Raw genomic sequence first — 19,552 nt, forward strand, 5'->3', positions numbered from 1 at the left:
GAAGTGGCGCGACCCGGCGGGGTCAGCCTGTGGATGCACTGCCATGACGCTCACGGTAGGCGAGCAGGCGGTCGCGTTCTGCTGCAAGTGTCGCGTTTTCGCCGGCGAACGCAAGCAGGTCCGACAGCCCGGCGATCGCGATCACCGGCACGCCCTGCGCGCGTGCGACGCGCTGGGCCGCGGAGGCCGGGTCGGCGTCGTCGAGACGTTCCTGGCGGTCGAGCGCGATCACGATGCCGGCCACGTGGCCGCCGGCGTCGGCGATCAGGCCGAGTGCCTCTCGGATCGCGGTACCGGCGGTGATCACATCGTCCACGACCAGTACCCGGCGGCCGGCCAGCGGCGCGCCGATCAGCGTGCCGCCTTCGCCGTGGGCCTTGGCCTCCTTGCGGTTGAACGCCACCGGCAGGTCGCGGCCACGCCGTGCGTATTCGCAGGCCAGCGCCGTCGCCAGCGGAATGCCCTTGTAGGCCGGGCCGAAGAGCAGGTCGAAGCCGAGTCCGGCCGCATCGATGGCGTCGGCGTAACAGGCGGCCAGCGACGCGATCGCCGCGCCGGTGTCGAAGCGTCCGGCGTTGAAGAAATAGGGGCTGATCCGGCCCGATTTCAGGGTGAATTCGCCAAAACGCAGCGCCTCGGCATCGAGGGCGAGCTGCAGGAACCGGGTGCGGTGGTCGCTCATGGCGGGCATTGTCCCATGCCCAGCGCGCGCAGCAGCAGACGCTGCGGGCCGCCCGCACCTCCGGGGAGGATCTCGCCGTTGTCCACGAAGCCCGTGCCACGGTACAGCCGCCAGGCCACGTGATTGCGCATGTGCACGTTGAGCGCGAGCAGGCGTCGTGCCGGGTGGCGCCGGGCGAGGTCCGCGCAGCAGGCCGTGATCACCGCGCGTGCGAGTCCGCGGCCCTGCCACGCCGCATCGAGTACGAGCCCGCGCAGGGTCAGCGTGCGGGGGTCGAGCGCGTGCCGGGTGACCGCCGTGGCCAGATGATCGACCCGGTAGAAGCCGATCACCGCGCCTGCGTGGACGACGACCATCGCGTCGGCGTCGGGCGCGGCGCAGGCCAGTTCGACATTGAGCGCCACGTCACCCACCCACGCGGCCTGGCCGGGCGCGAGCGTGATCCGCCGCGCAGCGTCGGCCTGGCCTGCGGTGGCGGGCATCACACGGAGCCGGGTCGGCGACATCCATCCAGACTAGCCTGACGCCCGGCGAAGCAGGCAGGTGAATCCGGTAGGCTGGGCGCCGGTTTATGTCCCCCCGGGCCTGCATGAGAATCGTCAGCTTCAACGCCAACGGCGTGCGCTCCGCCGCGAAAAAGGGCTTCTTCGACTGGTTCGTCGCCCAGGACGCCGACGTGCTGTGCATGCAGGAGACCAAGGCGCAGGAGCACCAGCTGCTCGTCGAAGGCGGGCTGCACGCCGATTTCCTGCCGGCCGGCTACAAGGCCTGGTTCCGCGACGCGACGACCAAGAAGGGCTACAGCGGCGTGGCGATCTATGCGAAGCGCGAGCCCGACGAGATCCGCACGTCGCTCGGCTGGGCGCCGTTCGACGACGAGGGCCGCTACATCGAGGCGCGCTTCGGCAACCTCAGCGTGGTGTCGTTCTACATTCCGTCCGGCTCGTCGGGCGAGCTGCGCCAGGGCTTCAAGTTCGAGGTCATGGCCTGGCTCAAGCCCATCCTCGACGACTGGCTGGCCAGCGGCCGCGACTACGTGCTATGCGGCGACTGGAACATCGTGCGTGCGCGCCACGACATCAGGAACTGGACCAGCAACCAGAAGAATTCCGGCTGCACGCCGCCCGAACGCGCCTGGCTCAACGGCATGATCGCCGACGGTTGCGGTGACGGTCTCGTCGAGCCACCCGCGAGCGGCTGGCTCGACGCGCTGCGCGTGCTGCGCCCCGACGCGCCCGAATACACCTGGTGGAGCAACCGCGGCGCCGCCCGCGCGAACGACGTGGGCTGGCGGATCGACTACCAGTTCATCACCCCCTCGCTGCGCGACCGGGTGCTCGCCTGCGCGGTCCATGCCGAGCCGCGCTTCTCCGACCACGCGCCGCTGGTCGTGGATTACCGCGCGTGAGCAGCGCCGCGCCGACCGAGCCGCCCACCGCGCGCCCGGGCTGGCGCACCGTGCTGGCCAATCTGCGCCAGCGCAAGGTGCTGGCGATGGTGCTGCTGGGCTTCAGCTCGGGCGTGCCGATCTACCTGGTCGGCAATACGCTCGGCTTCTGGATGCGCGAGAACGGCATCGAGCTGTCGACGATCGGCTTCCTGTCCTGGGTGGGCCTGGCGTATTCGCTGAAGTTCCTGTGGGCGCCGCTGGTCGACAAGACCGACGCGCCGCTGTTCGGGCGCTGGCTCGGCCGCCGCCGCGGCTGGATGCTGCTGGCCCAGCTCGTGGTGGCGGCGGCCCTCGTGGGCATGGTGCTGATCCAGCCGCGCGAGGACGTGGTCACGATCGCCGGCATCGGGCTCGACCGGCTGCTGGTCTTCGGCGGCCTGGCGCTCGCGGTCGCCTTCGCCTCGGCCACCCAGGACATCGTGATCGACGCCTGGCGCATCGAGAGCGCGTCGAGCAACGAGCAGCAGGGCCTGCTGACCTCGAGCTCGACGCTCGGTTACCGCGGCGCGCTGCTGGTCACCGACGCCCTGATCCTGATCATGGCCGCGCACGTCGGCTGGTCGCTGTCGTACCTGTGGATGGCGGCGCTGATGGGCGTGGGGATGGTCGCTGTGATGATCGCCCGCGAGCCGGTGGCCAGCGGAGTGACGAGCGGGCTGCCGGCGACGCTGTGGACGCCGCGTGGCCTGTTCGACGCGATCGTCGGCCCGTTCATCGCGTTCTTCGCCCAGCACGGACGGTTCGCCTTCGTGATGCTGCTGGCGATCTGCCTGTACCGGATGCCGGATTTCGTGATGGGGCCGATGGCCAACCCCTTCTACGCCGATCTGGGCATCGACAAGGAAACCGTCGGTGCCGTGCGCGGCTCGGTCGGGCTGATCGCCACCATCGTCGGCATCGCCGCCGCCGGCCTGTCGGCCGTGCGTTTCGGCTTCATGCCGACGCTTCTGGCCGGCGCGGTGCTCGGTCCCGGTTCGAACCTGGCGTTCGCCTACCTCGCGTTGCACGGCTCGGATGCCGGCGTGTTCACCGCGGCGATGGTGATCGACAACTTCTGCAGCGGCTATGCCGGCGTGGCCCTGATCGGCTACATGTCGAGCCTGACCAGCCTGGGCTACACCGCCACCCAGTACGCGCTGCTCAGCTCGTTCTACGCGCTCGCCGGCAAGGTGCTCAAGGGCTTCTCCGGCGTCTGGGTGGAACAGCTGGCGGTGGGGCGGACCCTGCTCGAGGGCTATGCGCTGTTCTTCACCGGCACCGCGCTGATCGGCATCCCCGCCATCGTGCTGTGCATCGTGCTCTGGCGACGCCCGCCGGTGCAGCCGTCGGTGCGTGCCGCGGACGTCGTGGGCTAGGCGGGCAAGCCCGGCCCCATCGAATGTGAGCCGCCCTGCGCGGTGGCCGGCCGTCCATGTGTTTCGTGACCCAGGCCGTGGTCGCAGGCCCCGGATCTGTGTTCTTCTTGTGCGATCCCCCGGGCGCGTCTCCGACGCGCCGATGATCTGCACCGGAGACGCCACGGAATGACCGACCTCACCCTCAAGGATCTCGACGACGCCCTGGTCGAGCGCATCAACACCTTCGCCGCGGCCCAGGGCTGGGGTCAGGCCCGCACCCTGCGTTTCCTGCTCGAGCAGGGCCTGCGCGCGTGCACCGGCGACGAGCGTTCGAGCTTCGATCCCGAAGAAGACACGGTGCTGGCTGCTGCGATCTCCGCGCTGGAACAGGTGCCCGACGACACCTTCGCGCTGATCGGCCGTTCCGGTACGGCCGTCGATGCCCGCGCGCCCGGTGCTCAGGCGGGATAGATACCGCCGAGTATCCGCGGCCCCGCCGCACCGGTCACCAACGGCAGGTTGCCGGGCATCCCGAGCAGCGTGCGCCGTGCCAGCCAGGCGAAGCCCATCGCTTCCATGTGGTCCGGGTCCAGCCCGTGCGCGGCACTGGACTCGACCTGCGTGCCCGGGAGCGCCGCGGCGAGTGCGCGCATCAATGCGCCGTTGTGCACGCCGCCGCCGCATGCGATCAACCGGGTCGTCGCCGGTTGCGCGGCGCGCAACGCATCGGTGATCGTCGCCACGCTCAGCGCCAGCAGCGTGGCCTGGACATCGGCCGGCGCCTCGCCGCCCTGCAGGGCGGCCTCCACCCATGCCAGATGGAACTGGTCGCGCCCGGAGGACTTCGGCGGCGGCAGCGCGAACCACGGGTCGTCGCGCAGCCGAGCGAGCAACGCGGCATCCACACGGCCGCCCGCGGCCATCGCGCCGTCGCGATCGAAGGCCGCGCCGGTATGGCGCAGGCACCAGGCATCCATCAGGCCGTTGGCCGGGCCGGTATCGAAGCCGCGGACATCGCCCCCTCCACCCGGCAACAGGGTCAGGTTGGCGATGCCGCCGAGGTTGAGGACCGCCCGCTGCTCGTGCGCGTCCTGCAACAAGGCCGCGTGGAGCGCCGGCAGCAGCGGCGCGCCGTGCCCGCCGGCAGCCACATCGCGGCGGCGGAAGTCGGCCACCGTGGTGATGCCGGTGCGCTCGGCGATCCGCGAGGGATCGCCCAGCTGGAGGGTGAAGCCGTGCCGGCCATCGCCGCGGCATCCCTGCGGGCGGTGACGCAGGGTCTGGCCGTGCGATCCGATCGCCGCGATGTCGCCGGCGACGAGCCGGGCGTCGGCCAGGGCCCGGTTGGCGGCGTCGGCGAAGCCCTCGGCGACGCGGGTCTCGAGTTCCCCCAGCGCGTCCAGGCTCAGGTCCGCATCCTGCTGGCCGAGCGCGACCAGCCGGCTGCGCAGCGCCGCGTCCCAGGGGTAGGTCCGGCCGAACACGAGTTCTGCCCGCGCCCGGGGCCGGGCATCGTCGAAGCGCGCGATGGCCGCGTCGATGCCATCGGCACTGGTGCCCGAAATCAGGCCGAGAAACAGGTCGGACATGGGTGCGGATCGCCGGAATGGAGAACGCCCGGATCAACCGGGCGTTCGAGGTGTCAGCCGCGCGTGCCGGGGCGTCCGCGAGGCGCTGCCGCCACCTGGCGATCTGGATCGGGCGTCGCCGACACGTCCGCGTAGATCAGATCCTCGACCTCGCGGATCCGGGCCAGCGCCGGTCCGGTCTGCTGGCGGAACTGCGCGAGCGCGGGGCCGGTCAGCGGATCGGGCTCGGGCATCGTGTGCTGCAGCGGGTTGCGGTGCACGCCGTTGACGCGGAATTCGTAGTGCAGGTGCGGACCGGTCGACAGGCCCGTGGTGCCGACGTAGCCGATCACCGTGCCCTGCGACACACGCTGGCCCTGGCGGATGTTGCCGAAGCGCGACATGTGCGCGTAGAGGGTGGTGTGGCCGCGGCCGTGGTCGAGCACCACCGTATTGCCGTAGCCGCCCTGCACGCCGCGGAACTGCACGCGCGCATCGCCCGCGGCCATGATCGGCGTGCCGGTCGGTGCCGCGTAGTCGACGCCCTTGTGCATGCGCATGGTACCGAGCACCGGGTGGCGACGGCTGCCGAAGCGCGAGCTCAGGCGCGCGTACTGGATCGGCATGCGGATGAAGCTCTTCTTCAGCGGGCGGCCGTCGGCGTTGTAGTACTCGGCCTTGCCGTCCTGCTCGAAGCGGAACGCGGTGAACGGCTTGCCCTTGGCGGTGAACACCGCCGCCTGCACCGGGCCGCTGCGGATCAGCTCGCCCTCGCGCCAGACCTGCTCGACGACCACGCTGAAGCGGTCGTTCTGGGTGACGTCGGTGTTGAAGTCGATGTCGTACTTGAAGACCTCGTCGGTCAGCGTGTTGATGTTTGCGCCCGACAGACCGAGCTTGCGCGCCGAATGGAACAGCGAGCGGCCGACCATGCCGCTGATCACCACGTTGCGGACCTCGACCGGGCGCTCGATGACCTGCTCGGCGACCGTGTCGCCGGTGACCGTCAACTCCACGCGCTCGGTGTCGCTGCGGTCGTAGCGCAGCTTGTTGAGGCTGCCGTCGGTGGCGAGCTCGAAGCCCAGCTCGGTGCCCGGACGCATGCGCGTCAACTTGGCCTTGGCGTCGGGCAGTTCGAGGATGCGGTGCATCGTCGAGGCGGGCAGATCGAGTTCGGCGAAGATCGAGCCCAGGGTCTGGCCGCGCTGGACGGTCACCAGCTGCCAGTCGTCGCGCACCTGCTGGGCCGTGCGCTGCGCGGTGGTCAGCGGCGGCAGGGCCAGCGACATGGTCACCAGCGCGCCGGCATCGTCGCCGCCATCGCGCATCGCGTGCGACAGGCCCGGGACCAGGGCCACCACCAGCGCGCCGACGGTGGCGAACAGACTCACATGCGCCCAGTCGCGACGGGTCCAGCGGCCGGGATAGAGCTCGACACGCCGCGCCTGCTCGAGGGCGGTGTTGCGGGCGGCTGCCTCGAGATTCTCGTGCAGCACCCGCTGGCGGTGCGCGTCGCCCTGCGGCGGCGGGACAGGTGTCGTCATCGTGGCGGGATCCCGGATGGCGTGAAAGACGTGTCAGCGGGGTAACATAGAGATGTGAGGTCCATGCGTCAAATCACTGACGGGATTGGGAATTTTTCCCCGCGAGCCTCCTAACGACCTGTTAACGCCTGGCTGTGGCGCGTTCACATGACCAACACGCCGGGCATCACACTCCGCCTGAACGAGCCGCCCCGATGTCCGATGTCCCTACCGCCCTCGAGCTGATCGCACGCGGCACCGATGAACTCCTCAAGCGCGACGAGCTGGAGGCCCGGCTCGCCCTCGGTCGGCCGTTGCGGATCAAGGCGGGGTTCGACCCCACGGCGCCCGACCTGCATCTCGGGCACACGGTGCTGCTCAACAAGCTGCGCCAGTTCCAGGACCTCGGCCACACGGTGATCTTCCTGATCGGCGACTTCACCGGGATGATCGGCGACCCCTCGGGCAAGAGCGCGACCCGCAAGTCGCTGAGCCGGGAGGACGTACTGGCCAACGCCGAGACCTACAAGGCGCAGGTGTTCAAGGTCCTGGACGCGTCGAAGACCGAAGTCCGGTTCAACTCCGAATGGTTCGGCACGATGGGTGCGGCCGACATGATCCGCCTGGCGTCCTCGCACACCGTGGCGCGGATGCTCGAGCGCGACGACTTCGCCAAGCGCTACGCCGGCCAGCAGCCCATCGCGATCCACGAGTTCCTGTATCCGCTGGTCCAGGGCTACGACTCCGTCGCGCTGCAGGCCGACGTCGAATGCGGCGGCACCGACCAGAAGTTCAATCTGCTGATGGGCCGCGGCCTGCAGGAGAGCCACGGTCAGGCGCCGCAGATCGTGCTGACGATGCCGCTGCTGGTCGGGCTCGACGGCGTCAACAAGATGGGCAAGTCGCTCGGCAACTACATCGGCGTGACGGAAGCTCCGATCGACATGGTCAACAAGACCATGAAGATCGGCGATGCGCTGATGTGGGACTGGATCGAGCTGCTGAGCTTCGAGATCGGCATCGCGGAGGCGAAGGCGCTGCGCGCCGAGGTCGAGGCGGGGACGTTGAATCCGCGCGACGTGAAGCTGCGACTGGCCCGGGAGATCGCGACTCGCTTCCACGACGCGGCCGCGGCCGAAACCGCGATCGCGGGGTGGAAGGTGGCGATCTCCGGCGAGGGCGACGTGGCGCTGCTGCCGCTCCAGGACGTGATCGTACCGGTCGAGGGCCTGCGCATCGGGGCGCTGCTGACCGCGGCCGGCATCACCCCCAGCAACTCGGAGGCCACCCGCAAGCTCAAGGAGCGCGCGGTGCGGATCGACGGCGCCGTGGTCGAGGATGCCGGCACCGTGTTCGCGCCCGGGTTCGAGGGCGTGGTCCAGGTCGGCAAGCGCAACTTCGCCCGGGTGCGTCTCGTCGCGGGCTGAGCCGCGACGCTCAGGCGTTCGCCAGCGCCAGCAGCACATCGGCGTGGCAGGGGCCGTCCAGGCTGCACCAGCACGCCAGGTTGAAGCCGCGGAGTGCCGTCGGGTCGAGGCCCGGCGGGGCGCTGGCCATCCACGCCGCGAACAGGGCCACGCACTCCGCGCGGTCGCCGTGGACGCCGATGCGGAACGGATTGCCCCAGCGCGAAGGCCGGGCCACGACACGGGCCGCCAGGGCATTGCGGTCACGCGATGCCGCCTGCAGGTCGAACCCGCGCCGCCGCGACAACTGCAGCCGTACCGGCGGACTCACGCCGGCGCGGGCCCCGGCCAGGGCGCGCCGCGCCAGGTCGCATGCTGGGCCAGCGCCAGCAGCGCGAAATCCTCGTGGGTATCGCCGTAGGCGTGGATGGCGGAAGACGTATCGAGGGCATAGCGGGCACGCACACGCCGCGCCTTCTCGTCCGCGACGCATTGCGCGCCGGCGTAGCGACCGGTCAACCGGCCGTCGCGCGCCTCGAGCGACGAGCACAGCCAGTCCAGGCCCTGCGCTTCGCACCACGGCGCGAGATACGCATCGAAGCCGCCCGACACCACGACGACCGTATCGCCACGGGCGCGATGCCAGGCGATGCGCTCGCGCATCTCCGGGCGCACCAGGCCGGGCAGCACGTCGCTCGCGAGTCGCGCGCCGGCTGCGTCGACGGCGTCATGCGGCAGGCCGGTGAACGCGTAACGCACCAGCACCGTGCGCAGTAGACGCACCGGGACGAGTCCGAGCCGGTAGGCGACGAGCAGCGGCGCAAGCAGGAGACGGCCCACGACCAGCCGGGACCGCGACACGGCGTGGGCGAGGAAATCGAGGAAGGTCTCGCGCGTGGTGATGGTGCCGTCGAAGTCGAACAGGGCGAGCGCCGGTCGAGGCGCAACCGGGGGCGCCGGATCCACCTCAGGCCACCGCCAGCGCGGCACGGACAAGCAGCACGATCACGCACCCTAGGGCGCCGAACCAGGCCAGGCTGCGCAGCAGCGCGAGGTCGGCGACGTAGGCCAGGCCGTGCACCACGCGCAGGCTCACGAACCCGAGCGCCAGTGCCGCGATCGTCGACGGCGCCACGCCGGACAGCTGGGCCAGCGCCACGCCGGCGGCGAACGGCGCGAACGCCTCCAGTGCATTGAGATGGGCGTTGTAGGCGCGCTGCAGCCGGGGATTGTCCTGGCGGGCGACCCAGCCGCGCGGGTTGCGGTTGTCGTAGCGCGGCGCGGAGGCCTTGGCCACGGCCACCCACAGGTAGGGCAACAGCGCGGCGACGAGGACGCACCAGTACGCGGTGGCGAGGGTCATGGGGTTGCTCCTGTCTCGGGATGGACGAAGGGCGGCGTCGCCGCCGCCCTCCGAGGGAACGATCAGGCGGACGCCGTCACGGCGCGCCGCCGGCCTCGGCGCGTTGCGCGTCGCGCGTGGCCTTGAAGGCGTTGCCTTCGTACCAGTTCGGCCAGCGCGCGGTGTCGTCGGCCAGCACGCGGCCCACGCCGTAGAGCGCCTGCAGGTCCTGGACCACGCCGGCGAGATTCCAGTCAGGGTTGTACTCGTCGCTGGGCTGGTGATAGCGCGCGGCGTAATCGTCGGTCGCGGCCTTGCCGGCCGCGGCGCCGCCGTCGACCAGGTCGTTGCCGCCCTTGGCGTACAGCGCCGGCACGCCCGCCTTGACGAAGTTGAAGTGGTCGGAGCGGAAGTAGAAGCCGCCTGCCGGATTGCCCTCTTCCACCAGGGTACGGCCCTGCCCGTCGGCGATGGTCTTGAGGATGTCCTCCATCTCCGAATTGCCGAGACCGGTCACGACGAAATCGCGCGACGGTCCGGCCACGCTCATCGCGTCGAGGTTGATCACGCCCACCGTGCGCGCCAGGTCCATGCTCGGCTGGGCCACGTAGTACTTGCTGCCGAGCAGGCCGGATTCCTCCAGCGTCACCGCGAGGAATACCAGCGAGCGCTTCGGCTTCTCCGCACTGGTGGCGAACGCCTCGGCGATCTCGATGATGCCGGCGACGCCGGTGGCGTTGTCGATCGCGCCGTTGTAGATCAGATCCTCGCCGTCGCCCTCGTGCGTGCCCAGGTGATCCCAGTGGGCCAGGTAGAGGATCGACTCGTCCGGTGCCTCGGTGCCGGGCAGGATGCCGATCACGTTGCGCGAGCTCTTCTCGGCGATGGTGCTGCGCAGATCGAAGGACACCGAGGCCTTCAGCGGCACCGGCCTGAAGCCACGGGTATTGGCGGCCCGGATCTGCTCGTTCAGATCCAGACCGGCATCGGCGAACAGCTGCGTGGCGACCTCGCCGGTGATCCAGCCCTGCGCCGGCAGACGCGGCTCGGGATCGTCCTCGGCGCGCAGGTCGAACTGCGCACCGGACCAGGAATTGCGCACGACGTCCCAGCCGTACGACGCGCCGGGCGTGTCGTGCACGATCAGCGCGGCCGCCGCACCCTTGCGCGCGGCCTCTTCGAACTTGTAGGTCCAGCGGCCGTAATAGGTCATCCGGTTGCCGCCGAACAGGGTCTCGTCGCCGGCGTGGAACCCGGGATCGTTGACCAGGATGACCACCGTCTTGCCCGTCACGTCCAGCCCGGCGTAGTCGTTCCAGTTCTGCTCCGGCGCATCGACCCCGTAACCGACGAACACCAGCTCGCTGTCGGCGACATTGACCTCGGTCTGTCCGCTGCGGGTGCCGATCACCATGTCGTCGCCGAACGCGAGCTCGCGCGAACCGCCACCCGTGGTCAGACGCAGTACCGTCGAGGCATCGGCCGTGGTCTCGATCATCGGGACGGTCTGGAACCAGTCGTTGTTGTCGCCGCCGGGCTGCAGGCCGATGCGCTGGAACTGGGCCTTGATGTATTCGACCGTGCGCTCTTCACCTTCGGTGCCGGGCGCGCGCCCACCGAACGCGTCCGAGGCCAGGGTCTTGACCAGTTCGTCGAAATCCTCGGCCGTGATGTCCGGCGAGAACGCATGCGCGGCCTGGGCATCGGGCAGCGTGTCGGCGTCGGACGCCGCGTCCTGGCGGCCGCCGCAGGCGGCCAGGGCCAGTGCGAGCGGCAGGGCCAGCAGAAGAGGGGATGAGCGCATCCGGAACGACCTCCAGAAAATCATGGAGGCCGCACTATACGACCGTTCCCGCGCCTGCGTTTCCGGCGATCCGTCTGCATCGCGGCACGACCTTGCGCGCGCAGGGCGCCCGGCTGCGAAACCCCGGAAGCGCGATCCGCGCCGCGCGCCTTCGCCACACATCCCGGCTGGCGCTGCTCGCCTGCTGCACGTACCGCCGGTGTAGGGCCTATTCCTGCGGGGCGCGCGCGCCGTCGTAGGACACCGCGGTCGCGCCGGTGATCGGGCCGGTGCGGGCGGTGGCGTGCACGTACAGCACCACCTCGCGCTTGAAGTCCAGCGGCCCTTCGACCACCGCGTCGGGACCGATGATCACGCGCGGGCTGCGCCGGTTGATGGTCACCGGGAACCAGTTGGACGAGGGCTTCTCGACCGTCAGGCCACCGCGCACCCGCGAGCCGGCACCGATGGTCACGTCGCCATTGACCGTGCGCACCTCGCCCACGACCTCGGTGCCGACCAGCCCGATCGCACCGTTGACGGTGACCACGTTGCCGCCGATCCGGCCGCCGCGGTCGACGAAGATGCCGCCACTGACGCTCTCGACGTGGCGGCCCACCCGCGCGTCGGTGCCCAGGCGGACGCCGCCGTTGACGGTGGTTAGGGTTTCGAGCTGGGCGCGCGCACCGAGGGTGATGCCGCCGTTGACCGTTTCCAGGTCCTCCGCCTGGATGCCGTCTCCGCCGCGGATGCCGCCATTGACGGTTTCGGCATTGCGCAGACGTGCACCGTCGCCGATGCGGATGCCGCCGTTGACCGTGCTCAGGTCGCGGTAGGTCTGTCCGGCCTCGGCGCTGACGCCGCCGTTGACCTTGGAGATGTCCTCCTGGGCGAGCGTGGCGCCGGACGCCATGACGAGCGCGACGGCGAGCAGCAGGGGCGCGGGACGGAAGCGTGCAAGGGATGGCGACATGATCGGGACCTCGTGTAGGCGGGGCGGGCAGACCGCCCGCGTGCACCGTAGCTTGCGCGCGTGTCGCTACAATCGCATCTGTCTTTCGTCACTGGGCCGACCGTCGTGCCGCATGCCGCAAGTGCTTCCCGTCCCCGCCCGGTCGTCCTGCTGATCCTCGACGGCTGGGGCCATCGTGACGACCCGCGCGACAACGCGATCGCGCTCGCCGATCTGCCGGTCTGGCGTGGTCTGCTCGCGGATCATCCGAGCACGCTGATCCACACCGAGGGCCGGCATGTCGGCCTGCCGGACGGACAGATGGGCAACTCCGAAGTCGGGCACATGAACATCGGTGCCGGCCGGATCGTCTACCAGGACCTGACCCGCATCGATGCCGCGATCGAGGACGCCAGCTTCTTCGACAACGCGGAACTCAATGCGGCCTGCGATGCGGCGATCGCCGCCGGCGGCACCCTGCACGTGTTCGGCCTGCTGTCGCCGGGTGGCGTGCACAGCCACGAGGCCCATGTCCTGGCCATGCTGGATCTTGCCCACCGTCGCGGCGTGCCGCGCGTGGCGGTGCACGCGTTCACCGACGGCCGCGACACGCCGCCGCGCTCGGCCCGGGCCAGCCTGCAGGAGCTGCAGCTGCGCTGCGAGGCGCTCGGCAATGCACGCATCGCGAGCGTCGGCGGCCGTTACTTCGCCATGGATCGCGACCGGCGCTGGGAGCGCGTGCGCAAGGCCTGGGATGCGATCGTCGATGCCAGTGGCGAACGCGCGCCCGACGCACTGGCCGCCCTGCAGATGGCCTATGCGCGCGACGAGAACGACGAGTTCGTGCTGCCGACGGTGATCGACGGCGCCGCGCCGATGGCGGACGGCGACGCGGTGGTGTTCATGAACTTCCGTGCCGATCGCGCGCGCCAGCTCACCGCTGCCTTCGTCGCGGCGGATTTCGACGGGTTCCAGGCACGTCGCCCGCAACTGTCGCGCTTCGTGTGCCTCACCGAATACGATGCCGCGCTACCGGCTCCGCTCGCGTTCGCGCCCGATACGCTGCCCAACACCCTGGGCGAAGTGCTCGGCGCGCATGGCCTGACCCAGCTGCGCATCGCCGAAACAGAAAAGTATGCGCACGTCACCTTCTTCCTCAGCGGTGGCCGCGAGGCTCCCTACCCGGGGGAAGACCGCATCCTGGTGCCGAGCCCGAAGGTGGCCACCTACGACCTGCAGCCCGAGATGAGCGCGCCCGAGGTCTGTGCGAAGCTGGTCGAGGCCGTGCGCGACGAGCGCTTCGACGTGATCCTGTGCAATTTCGCCAACCCCGACATGGTCGGCCACACCGGCGTGCTGGAGGCCGCGATCAAGGCCGTGGAGACGGTGGATCGCGCGGTCGGCGAGATCGTCGAGATCGTGCGCGCCAAGGGTGGCGAGCTGCTGGTCACTGCCGACCACGGCAATGTGGAGATGATGCGCGATCCCGAAACCGGCGAGCCGCACACCGCGCACACCGTCGGGCCGGTGGACCTGGTCTACGTCGGCAGCCGCGCCGGCGGCCTGCGCCGCGGCGGCGCGCTGCGTGATCTGGCGCCGACCATCCTCGATCTCGTCGGCCTCGACGTGCCGGCCGACATGACCGGGCGCAGCCTGCTCCAGGCCGACGGTTGAGCATGACGCGCGCGGCCTTCGCACGCGGGACCGCGCTGCTGCTGTCCGTGCTGCTGGCCGGCGTGCCGGTGCTCGACGCGGTTGCGCAATCGAGCCGCGAGACCGAGCGCAGGCTCGAGCGCGTGCGCAAGGAGCTGCGCGACGTCGCCGCCGAGCGCCGGCGCCTCGAAGGTCAGCGCGGTGCCGCGGCGCGCGAACTGCGCCAGGTGGACGAACAGGTCGCCAGCTCGTCGAAAGCGCTGGCCGAGACCCGGCAGAAACTCGTCGACGAGCAGGCCGCGCTGGAGCGGCTGCAGGCGCGTCGCCAGGTCCTCGACGCCACGGTCGATTCCCGCCGCGCGGAGCTGGCCACGCTGCTGCGCTCGGCCTACACCATCGGCGACGACGCGGCGCTGAAGCTGATGCTCGCCCAGGACCGGGTGGCCGACGCGGGGCGCCTGCTGGTCTATCACCGCTACCTGCAGCAGCAGCGCAGTGCCCGCATCGCGGTGCTGCGCGCGGAAATGGCCGAGCTCGACGGACTGGAAGCGCAGACGCACGAGCGCCGCGCCGCGCTCGAGGCCGCGCAGGCCGAGCAGCGGGCGCGCCTGGCCCAGGTGGAGCGCGATCGCCTCCGACGCGCCGAGGCGATCAAGGGGCTGGAAGCGCAGTTCAACGACCGCAGCGCCCGTGAGCAGGCCTTGGGCAGTGATGCGCGCGCGCTGGAACGGGTGCTCGCCCAGTTGCGCGAGGCCGCGCGCCGGGCCGAAGCCGAGCGCCGGGCCGCTGCGGCCGCGGCGCGCGAGCGCGCCGCACGCGAAGCGCGCGGAAGCGGCGGCGCCGCGCCGACACCGCGCACGCCCTCCCGGTCACGTCCGCAGGTCGCCAGCGCCCCTGCGCCGCAGGTAGGCGGGCTGGGCTGGCCGGTCAGCGGCAGCCTGCTGACGGCCTACGGCGGTCGCCTGCCCGATGGCCGCAGCAGCACCGGCGTCCTGATCGGTGCGCCGGCGGGCACGCCGGTCAAGGCGGTCGGCGACGGCACCGTCGTGTTCGCCGAATGGATGACCGGCTACGGGATGCTGATGATCGTCGACCACGGCAACGGCTATATGAGCCTCTATGCGCACAACGATGCGCTGCTCAAGAGCGTGGGTGCGCGGGTGGCGCGCGGCGACACCCTGGCCAGCGTCGGCAACTCGGGCGGCCAGGGCCGGTCGGGCCTGTACTTCGAACTTCGCCAGAACGGCACCCCGGTCAATCCCGCGAGCTGGCTGCAGCGCCGCTGACGCGCCACGCGGGCCGGCGGCGCCCGCGACCTGCCTGCGCCGGGGGTCCCGGCGCACCGGAAGGCCCGCTGCCGGAGGCCGCGGGCAACGCGGTCCATCGGATACCGGGATTCCGCAGGTGGGCGTCATGCGCGGCGGATGCACATGCGCATCGGGCTCGGGCCTCGGCTGCCGCGGCGACCCCGGACGCGGCGCGCGGCGCGTCGAAGGGCGCATCGCAGCATCCGATGACGCGCGATTCGGAGTTTCCCGCTTCGCGCGGGACATGCCCCGGCGCACCGTGTGTGCGGCAAGGACGCTGGAGCACATGGATGTGCACGACGACGCCCCATCGCCTGGCGCGGACATGGCGCCGTGAATCGATCGATGCCGAACGCCTGCTCTGGTTCCACCTGCGCGACGGTCGCCTCGCCGGGCTCGAGGTGCATCGTGGACACCCGATCGGACCCTTCGTCGCTCCCTTTCTCGTGCTCGACCCCCGCCTTGTGGTCGAAACGGTCGAGCGCCTGCAAGCGGCCCGCGCCGATGACGCACGTGTCCGGTTCATGGCCCGCCGCGGCTTCTCGCTGCTGTCCGTGAGTCAGCACGATGTGCTGGTCCGCACCGATCAGGTGCTCGAGCGCATCCTCGAGGCGGCCCTGCCGGCAGGGTCGGCCCGTCGCGCGATTGCCCGTTGAGGCGCGCCCTGCGCAGACGGGACGCACCCGCGATGTCCGCCGGGACGCGGAACTGAACATCGCGCGGAGGGCTTAACGCTTCCCGGCAGGTGCGCCGCATAATCGGTCCGCGCGCACGCCCGTGCCGCATTCCTGTTCTGCCGGAGTCCTGCATGCGCGTTCGTTCCCTGACGTTGGCCGTGTCCCTGCTGCTGTCGCCCGTGGCCTTTGCCCAGGAGCCCGTGCCGCCGGCGACCGCGCCCGATGCGCCCGCGACGCAGGAGCCGACGGGAACGGATGCGCCGTCCGCCGCAGACGATGCCGAGCCGGGGGCTGCGCCCGACGATGCCCAGGCCGCACGCGAAGTGGCCGCCAGCGATGATCCGGACGCGATCGAGCATGCATCCAACCGGGTGCCGCTGGAGGAGATCCGCCGCTATGTCGGTGTCTTCAACGCCGTGCGCCAGGCGTATGTCGAGCCGGTCGAGGACCGCAAGCTGATGTCGTCGGCGATCCGCGGGCTGCTGCTGGATCTGGATCCGCACAGCGTGTACCTGGAAAAGGCCGATGCCACGGCGTTCGACGAAGGCACCGCGGGCGCCTACGACGGCATCGGCGTCGAGGTGATGTACCTGCCCGACGGCAGCATGCGGGTGATCGCCCCGATCGACGGCACCCCCGCCGACACGGCCGGCGTGCGCGCGGGCGATGTCATCGTCACGGTCGACGGACGCACGCTCGCGCCGGCCGACCACGAAGGCCCGGGGCCGCTGCGCGGCGCACCGGGTACGGCGGTCACGTTGGGCGTCCTGCGCGACGGCGAGCGCGCACCGCTCGAGATCCGCGTCGAGCGCGAGACCATCCGCGTGGTCAGCGTGCGCGGCCGGATGCTCGAGCCGGGGTACGGCTACGTGCGCGTGAGCCAGTTCCAGACGGATACCGCGGCGGAGTTCACCCGGGTGGTCGGCGAGCTGAAGAGCGGCGCCGGCGGCCGGCTGCGTGGCCTGGTCCTCGATCTGCGCAGCAATCCGGGTGGCCTGCTGACCACGGCGGTGCAGATCGCCGACGATCTGCTCGACCGCGGGCGCATCGTCAGCACCCGAGGCCGCATACCGATCAGCGAAGCGGAATTCAGTGCCACGCCGGGGGACGTGCTCGATGGCGCACCCGTCGTGGTGATCGTCGATGTGGGTTCGGCCAGCGCCTCCGAAGTGCTGGCCGGGGCGCTGCGCGACAACGACCGTGCGCGCGTGATCGGCAGCCGCACCTTCGGCAAGGGCTCGGTGCAGACCGTGCTTCCGCTCGACAACGGCGACTCGGTCAAGCTGACCACCGCGCGCTACTACACCCCCAGCGGGCGCTCGATCCAGGCACGCGGCATCGACCCGGACGTCGTGCTGCGCGCGGAAGGCGCGCCGGCGGACGACGCCCCCCGCGCGGCCACGGCCTATACGGAAGCGGCCCTGCCCGGGCACCTGCGTGGTGACGAGGAAGACGGCAGCACGGGCGGTGAAGCGCTGCCGGGAGACGCGCCGATCGCGGCCGCGCTCGCCGAGCTCAAGACGCCCGGCGGCGGCGCGGCGCCGGTCGCCACCGTCGACTGAGGGCGCGTCCCGTCTCGCTGGCTGGCTGCGGTCGGCCAGTCCACCGGGCAGCCTGGCCGGAGTCCGCGCAGGTGGCGTCCTGGCGATCGCGGTACAGGCTCACCGGCCGGTTCGCAGCAGCGCTGCGCCGACGGCAGCGCCCGCCGCGTCGTGCGGCTGTTCGGCAGCGACGTCGATAGCTGCGCCGACACGCGCCTGCTCTCGGAGCGGCACAGCCGCGATGGATACCGACGCTCGCAGGCCCGATTCGACGCGGGTGCCCGTCACCGGTGAACCCACCCTCGCGGTCGACCGCCGGCTCACCGCCCTGCGCGCCGCGGCCCGGCGGTCGCAACTCCGGGAATGGCACGCGCCGTCGCCCCGCGTGAGGCGACGCGCGCTGCGGGACGTCCGAGAGCACAGGGCGCACCGCCCATCTCCGTTGCGCGTGTGATTCCACATGGGCTGGCACGGCGCCTGCTGCAGCCCGTACATGGAAACCGCGTATTCACCCGCTTGCCTCTGCATCCGTGCGCTACTGGGCGCATATCGGACGAGGTGCTGTGATGGACGACGACAGGATGCGGCTCGCGGACTACATCACCGCACATGCGACACGGATCGTCGACGAGGCCGAACTGTTCGCCTCCACGCAGCTCGGCGACCGCGTCAAGCTCGACAGCGAGACGCTGCGCGACCACCTGCCGCAGATCCTGGAGGTCGTCGTCGCCGAAATGCGCGCTGCGCAGACGCCGCGCAGCGAACGCCGCAAGGCGGAAGGGCGGAGCGATACCCCGGCATCGTCCCCGCTGTCGCCGGCCCAGTGGCACGGCAGGCTTCGCGCGAAATCCGGCTTCACCATCGATCTGCTGGTCGCCGAATACCGGGCGTTGCGCGCGTCCGTGCTGCGCCTCTGGGCAGCTGACCACGGCACGGAGGCCACCTCCTTCGACGACATGATGCGATTCAACCAGGCCGTCGACCAGGCGATCGCCGAATCGGTTGCGCATTACGCGGCAGAGGCCGAGACCTGGCGCAACATCTTCCTCGGTGTCCTGGGCCACGACCTGCGCGGACCTCTGACCGCGATCCTGCTGACATCGGCGCACATGGCGAGGATGGCCAACGATGCGCCCATGTCACGCCTGACCCGACGGCTGGTCATGAGTGGCGAGCGCATGGCGACCCTGCTCGACGATCTTCTGGACTTCAGCCGTACATCGCTGGGCGTGGGTCTGCGGGTCAAGCGCGGCGATGCCGATCTCGTTCGCGAACTTCACGACGAGGTGGAGATGCTGCGCATGGCCTGGCCGGGCGCGCGGATCGAGTTCGCGGCACCGGGCGCCGTGACGGGCCACTTCGACGCATCGCGCATCCGTGAGGCGATCGCCAATCTGGTCAACAACGCGGTCAAGTACGGCGCCAGTCACGGCGACATCCGCGTTGTCCTCGGCCGGGACGCGGACGCCGTGGTGATCGAGGTGGGCAACCTGGGCACGACGATTCCGGATGAACTCATCGCCACCATGTTCGATCCGCTGCGCCGCGGCAACGGCGGTGGCGACGCCATCGACGATGGCACCAGCCTCGGCCTCGGCCTGTTCGTCGTGCGCGAAGTGGCGCGTGCCCATGACGGCGAGATCACCGTGGCGTCCAGCACTGAAGGCACTGTCTTCACCATGCGCCTGCCCTGGCGGGCGCCGGTCGGCACTGGCGACTGACGGCCCGGGGATGCAGGCGCCGGCGGCGATGGCGCTGCGGAAATCCGGCGCGAGACGCATCCACGATGCCCCGTGCGGCACCCGCGGGCACGGATGCGCGGCCCGTGCCGGGCCAGCTGACCAGCCAAACAGTTGCCGTGCTCATTTAAGCGCGACATTCCAAGCACTTAGAGTGCTGTGCTCGGTAACTGCTGGGAATTGCAGACTCGGCCGCGCAATTGGTGAAAGGGACGGCCGCCGTGACGCGCCGCGGTGCCGGCACTTGCAGAGCTACGAGCGGCGGCTCCAGCAAGTGCGCGCGTGGAAACCTGCCAACACGTCTATTCAGTATAAATCCCGCTCGCAGCCTTCGACAAGGAGGCTCATGGCCGCTGATATCCAGACGGCCCCGCGCGCAACAGCGGCGACGCCGCGAGGTCGGAACGTGGGTGTCAAGGACATATGGTGATTTCACACCCGTGGCGACGCGATCACGTTGACGCTGAGTGGTGGGATCGAAAACGGCCCTAGACGCTCCGCCTGTGAGGCCGGGCATGCGTGCAAAACCCAAAACCCGCGCCGCTGGCCTCGCGTGACGCAAGGTTGGCATGTTTGATCCTGCGTCACTTTC

18 protein-coding genes are annotated in these 19,552 nt (G+C 70.6%); 9 read left to right on the forward strand and 9 right to left on the reverse strand.

All coding sequences use genetic code 11. From position 1 onward, the window contains the following. Positions 1–22 precede the first annotated feature (22 nt). The gene (gene pyrE / locus H0E82_RS04290; protein ID WP_180544142.1) at positions 23–682 is read right to left on the reverse strand and encodes an orotate phosphoribosyltransferase; all 660 of its coding nucleotides are present in this window, start codon (positions 680–682) and stop codon (positions 23–25) included. Next, positions 679–1,164 carry a GNAT family N-acetyltransferase gene (locus H0E82_RS04295; protein WP_180544144.1) on the reverse strand — a complete coding sequence of 162 codons (486 nt, stop codon included), beginning with the start codon at positions 1,162–1,164 and terminating at the stop codon, positions 679–681. Before H0E82_RS04295 ends, pyrE begins: the two co-directional genes overlap by 4 nt. Before the next feature lie 107 nt (positions 1,165–1,271). Here H0E82_RS04295 and H0E82_RS04300 point away from each other — a divergent pair, with 107 nt between their 5' ends. From H0E82_RS04300 to H0E82_RS04310, 3 genes are all read left to right on the forward strand, one after another. Continuing rightward, positions 1,272–2,090 carry an exodeoxyribonuclease III gene (locus H0E82_RS04300; protein ID WP_180544145.1) on the forward strand — a complete coding sequence of 273 codons (819 nt, stop codon included), beginning with the start codon at positions 1,272–1,274 and terminating at the stop codon, positions 2,088–2,090. Then, positions 2,087–3,487, forward strand: a complete 1,401-nt coding sequence (locus tag H0E82_RS04305) for an AmpG family muropeptide MFS transporter (protein ID WP_328796957.1) — start codon at positions 2,087–2,089, stop codon at positions 3,485–3,487. The genes H0E82_RS04300 and H0E82_RS04305 overlap by 4 nt, the downstream gene beginning before the upstream one ends. A 168-nt stretch (positions 3,488–3,655) precedes the next feature. Next, positions 3,656–3,940, forward strand: coding sequence for a hypothetical protein (locus H0E82_RS04310; protein WP_180544147.1), 285 nt, complete (start codon positions 3,656–3,658; stop codon positions 3,938–3,940). On the opposite strand, the gene H0E82_RS04315 is transcribed toward H0E82_RS04310, so the two are convergent. Beyond that, entirely contained in the window at positions 3,928–5,058 is a 1,131-nt protein-coding gene (locus H0E82_RS04315) for an anhydro-N-acetylmuramic acid kinase (RefSeq protein WP_180544149.1), read from the reverse strand. The two genes, H0E82_RS04310 and H0E82_RS04315, sit on opposite strands and share 13 nt — an antisense overlap. A 53-nt stretch (positions 5,059–5,111) precedes the next feature. After that, on the reverse strand, positions 5,112–6,581 hold the full coding sequence (locus tag H0E82_RS04320; RefSeq protein ID WP_180544151.1) for a M23 family metallopeptidase: 1,470 nt from the start codon (positions 6,579–6,581) through the stop codon (positions 5,112–5,114). Positions 6,582–6,775: 194 nt separating this feature from the next. Here H0E82_RS04320 and tyrS point away from each other — a divergent pair, with 194 nt between their 5' ends. Further along, positions 6,776–7,987, forward strand: a complete 1,212-nt coding sequence (gene tyrS, locus H0E82_RS04325; RefSeq protein WP_180544153.1) for a tyrosine--tRNA ligase — start codon at positions 6,776–6,778, stop codon at positions 7,985–7,987. 10 nt (positions 7,988–7,997) lie between these two features. On the opposite strand, the gene H0E82_RS04330 is transcribed toward tyrS, so the two are convergent. The 5 genes from H0E82_RS04330 to H0E82_RS04350 all read right to left on the reverse strand — a co-directional run bounded on the left by H0E82_RS04330 (position 7,998) and on the right by H0E82_RS04350 (position 12,064). Then, the gene (locus tag H0E82_RS04330; RefSeq protein ID WP_180544155.1) at positions 7,998–8,297 is read right to left on the reverse strand and encodes a DUF4326 domain-containing protein; all 300 of its coding nucleotides are present in this window, start codon (positions 8,295–8,297) and stop codon (positions 7,998–8,000) included. Further along, complete coding sequence (locus tag H0E82_RS04335; RefSeq protein WP_180544157.1) at positions 8,294–8,932, reverse strand: HAD family hydrolase; 639 nt, start codon at positions 8,930–8,932, stop codon at positions 8,294–8,296. Before H0E82_RS04335 ends, H0E82_RS04330 begins: the two co-directional genes overlap by 4 nt. Before the next feature lies 1 nt (position 8,933). Beyond that, positions 8,934–9,329 carry an MAPEG family protein gene (locus H0E82_RS04340; RefSeq protein WP_180544159.1) on the reverse strand — a complete coding sequence of 132 codons (396 nt, stop codon included), beginning with the start codon at positions 9,327–9,329 and terminating at the stop codon, positions 8,934–8,936. Positions 9,330–9,405: 76 nt separating this feature from the next. After that, entirely contained in the window at positions 9,406–11,112 is a 1,707-nt protein-coding gene (locus H0E82_RS04345) for a M28 family metallopeptidase (protein WP_180544161.1), read from the reverse strand. A gap of 208 nt (positions 11,113–11,320) precedes the next feature. Further along, positions 11,321–12,064: a DUF4097 family beta strand repeat-containing protein gene (locus H0E82_RS04350; protein ID WP_180544163.1), complete on the reverse strand. Its 744-nt coding sequence runs from the start codon at positions 12,062–12,064 to the stop codon at positions 11,321–11,323. Positions 12,065–12,169: 105 nt separating this feature from the next. On the opposite strand from H0E82_RS04350, the gene gpmI reads away from it, so the two are divergent. The 5 genes from gpmI to H0E82_RS04375 all read left to right on the forward strand — a co-directional run bounded on the left by gpmI (position 12,170) and on the right by H0E82_RS04375 (position 18,942). Continuing rightward, on the forward strand, positions 12,170–13,717 hold the full coding sequence (gene gpmI, locus H0E82_RS04355) for a 2,3-bisphosphoglycerate-independent phosphoglycerate mutase (protein WP_180544165.1): 1,548 nt from the start codon (positions 12,170–12,172) through the stop codon (positions 13,715–13,717). 2 nt (positions 13,718–13,719) lie between these two features. Further along, entirely contained in the window at positions 13,720–14,982 is a 1,263-nt protein-coding gene (locus tag H0E82_RS04360; protein ID WP_180544344.1) for a murein hydrolase activator EnvC family protein, read from the forward strand. Positions 14,983–15,293: 311 nt separating this feature from the next. Beyond that, the gene (locus H0E82_RS04365; protein ID WP_180544167.1) at positions 15,294–15,659 is read left to right on the forward strand and encodes an endonuclease domain-containing protein; all 366 of its coding nucleotides are present in this window, start codon (positions 15,294–15,296) and stop codon (positions 15,657–15,659) included. Positions 15,660–15,811: 152 nt separating this feature from the next. Continuing rightward, a complete protein-coding gene (locus H0E82_RS04370; RefSeq protein WP_180544169.1) occupies positions 15,812–17,242 on the forward strand; it encodes a S41 family peptidase in 1,431 nt (476 codons plus the stop codon). 545 nt (positions 17,243–17,787) lie between these two features. Next, positions 17,788–18,942: a sensor histidine kinase gene (locus H0E82_RS04375; protein ID WP_180544171.1), complete on the forward strand. Its 1,155-nt coding sequence runs from the start codon at positions 17,788–17,790 to the stop codon at positions 18,940–18,942. Positions 18,943–19,552 lie beyond the last annotated feature (610 nt).

It is taken from the genome of Luteimonas deserti, assembly GCF_013425765.1.
In the GTDB taxonomy this organism is placed as follows: Bacteria; Pseudomonadota; Gammaproteobacteria; order Xanthomonadales; family Xanthomonadaceae; genus Luteimonas; species Luteimonas deserti.

What these genes read in the sequence shown, in the direction of transcription:
- H0E82_RS04310 (WP_180544147.1), top strand. Translation starts at nt 3,656, where the DNA reads ATGACCGACCTCACCCTCAAGGATCTCGACGACGCCCTGGTCGAGCGC.
- H0E82_RS04340 (WP_180544159.1), bottom strand. Translation starts at nt 9,329, where the DNA reads ATGACCCTCGCCACCGCGTACTGGTGCGTCCTCGTCGCCGCGCTGTTG.
- H0E82_RS04350 (WP_180544163.1), bottom strand. Translation starts at nt 12,064, where the DNA reads ATGTCGCCATCCCTTGCACGCTTCCGTCCCGCGCCCCTGCTGCTCGCC.
- pyrE (WP_180544142.1), bottom strand. Translation starts at nt 682, where the DNA reads ATGAGCGACCACCGCACCCGGTTCCTGCAGCTCGCCCTCGATGCCGAG.
- tyrS (WP_180544153.1), top strand. Translation starts at nt 6,776, where the DNA reads ATGTCCGATGTCCCTACCGCCCTCGAGCTGATCGCACGCGGCACCGAT.
- H0E82_RS04295 (WP_180544144.1), bottom strand. Translation starts at nt 1,164, where the DNA reads ATGCCCGCCACCGCAGGCCAGGCCGACGCTGCGCGGCGGATCACGCTC.
- H0E82_RS04300 (WP_180544145.1), top strand. Translation starts at nt 1,272, where the DNA reads ATGAGAATCGTCAGCTTCAACGCCAACGGCGTGCGCTCCGCCGCGAAA.
- H0E82_RS04315 (WP_180544149.1), bottom strand. Translation starts at nt 5,058, where the DNA reads ATGTCCGACCTGTTTCTCGGCCTGATTTCGGGCACCAGTGCCGATGGC.
- H0E82_RS04360 (WP_180544344.1), top strand. Translation starts at nt 13,720, where the DNA reads ATGACGCGCGCGGCCTTCGCACGCGGGACCGCGCTGCTGCTGTCCGTG.
- H0E82_RS04370 (WP_180544169.1), top strand. Translation starts at nt 15,812, where the DNA reads ATGCGCGTTCGTTCCCTGACGTTGGCCGTGTCCCTGCTGCTGTCGCCC.
- H0E82_RS04365 (WP_180544167.1), top strand. Translation starts at nt 15,294, where the DNA reads ATGTGCACGACGACGCCCCATCGCCTGGCGCGGACATGGCGCCGTGAA.
- H0E82_RS04320 (WP_180544151.1), bottom strand. Translation starts at nt 6,581, where the DNA reads ATGACGACACCTGTCCCGCCGCCGCAGGGCGACGCGCACCGCCAGCGG.
- H0E82_RS04375 (WP_180544171.1), top strand. Translation starts at nt 17,788, where the DNA reads ATGGACGACGACAGGATGCGGCTCGCGGACTACATCACCGCACATGCG.
- H0E82_RS04345 (WP_180544161.1), bottom strand. Translation starts at nt 11,112, where the DNA reads ATGCGCTCATCCCCTCTTCTGCTGGCCCTGCCGCTCGCACTGGCCCTG.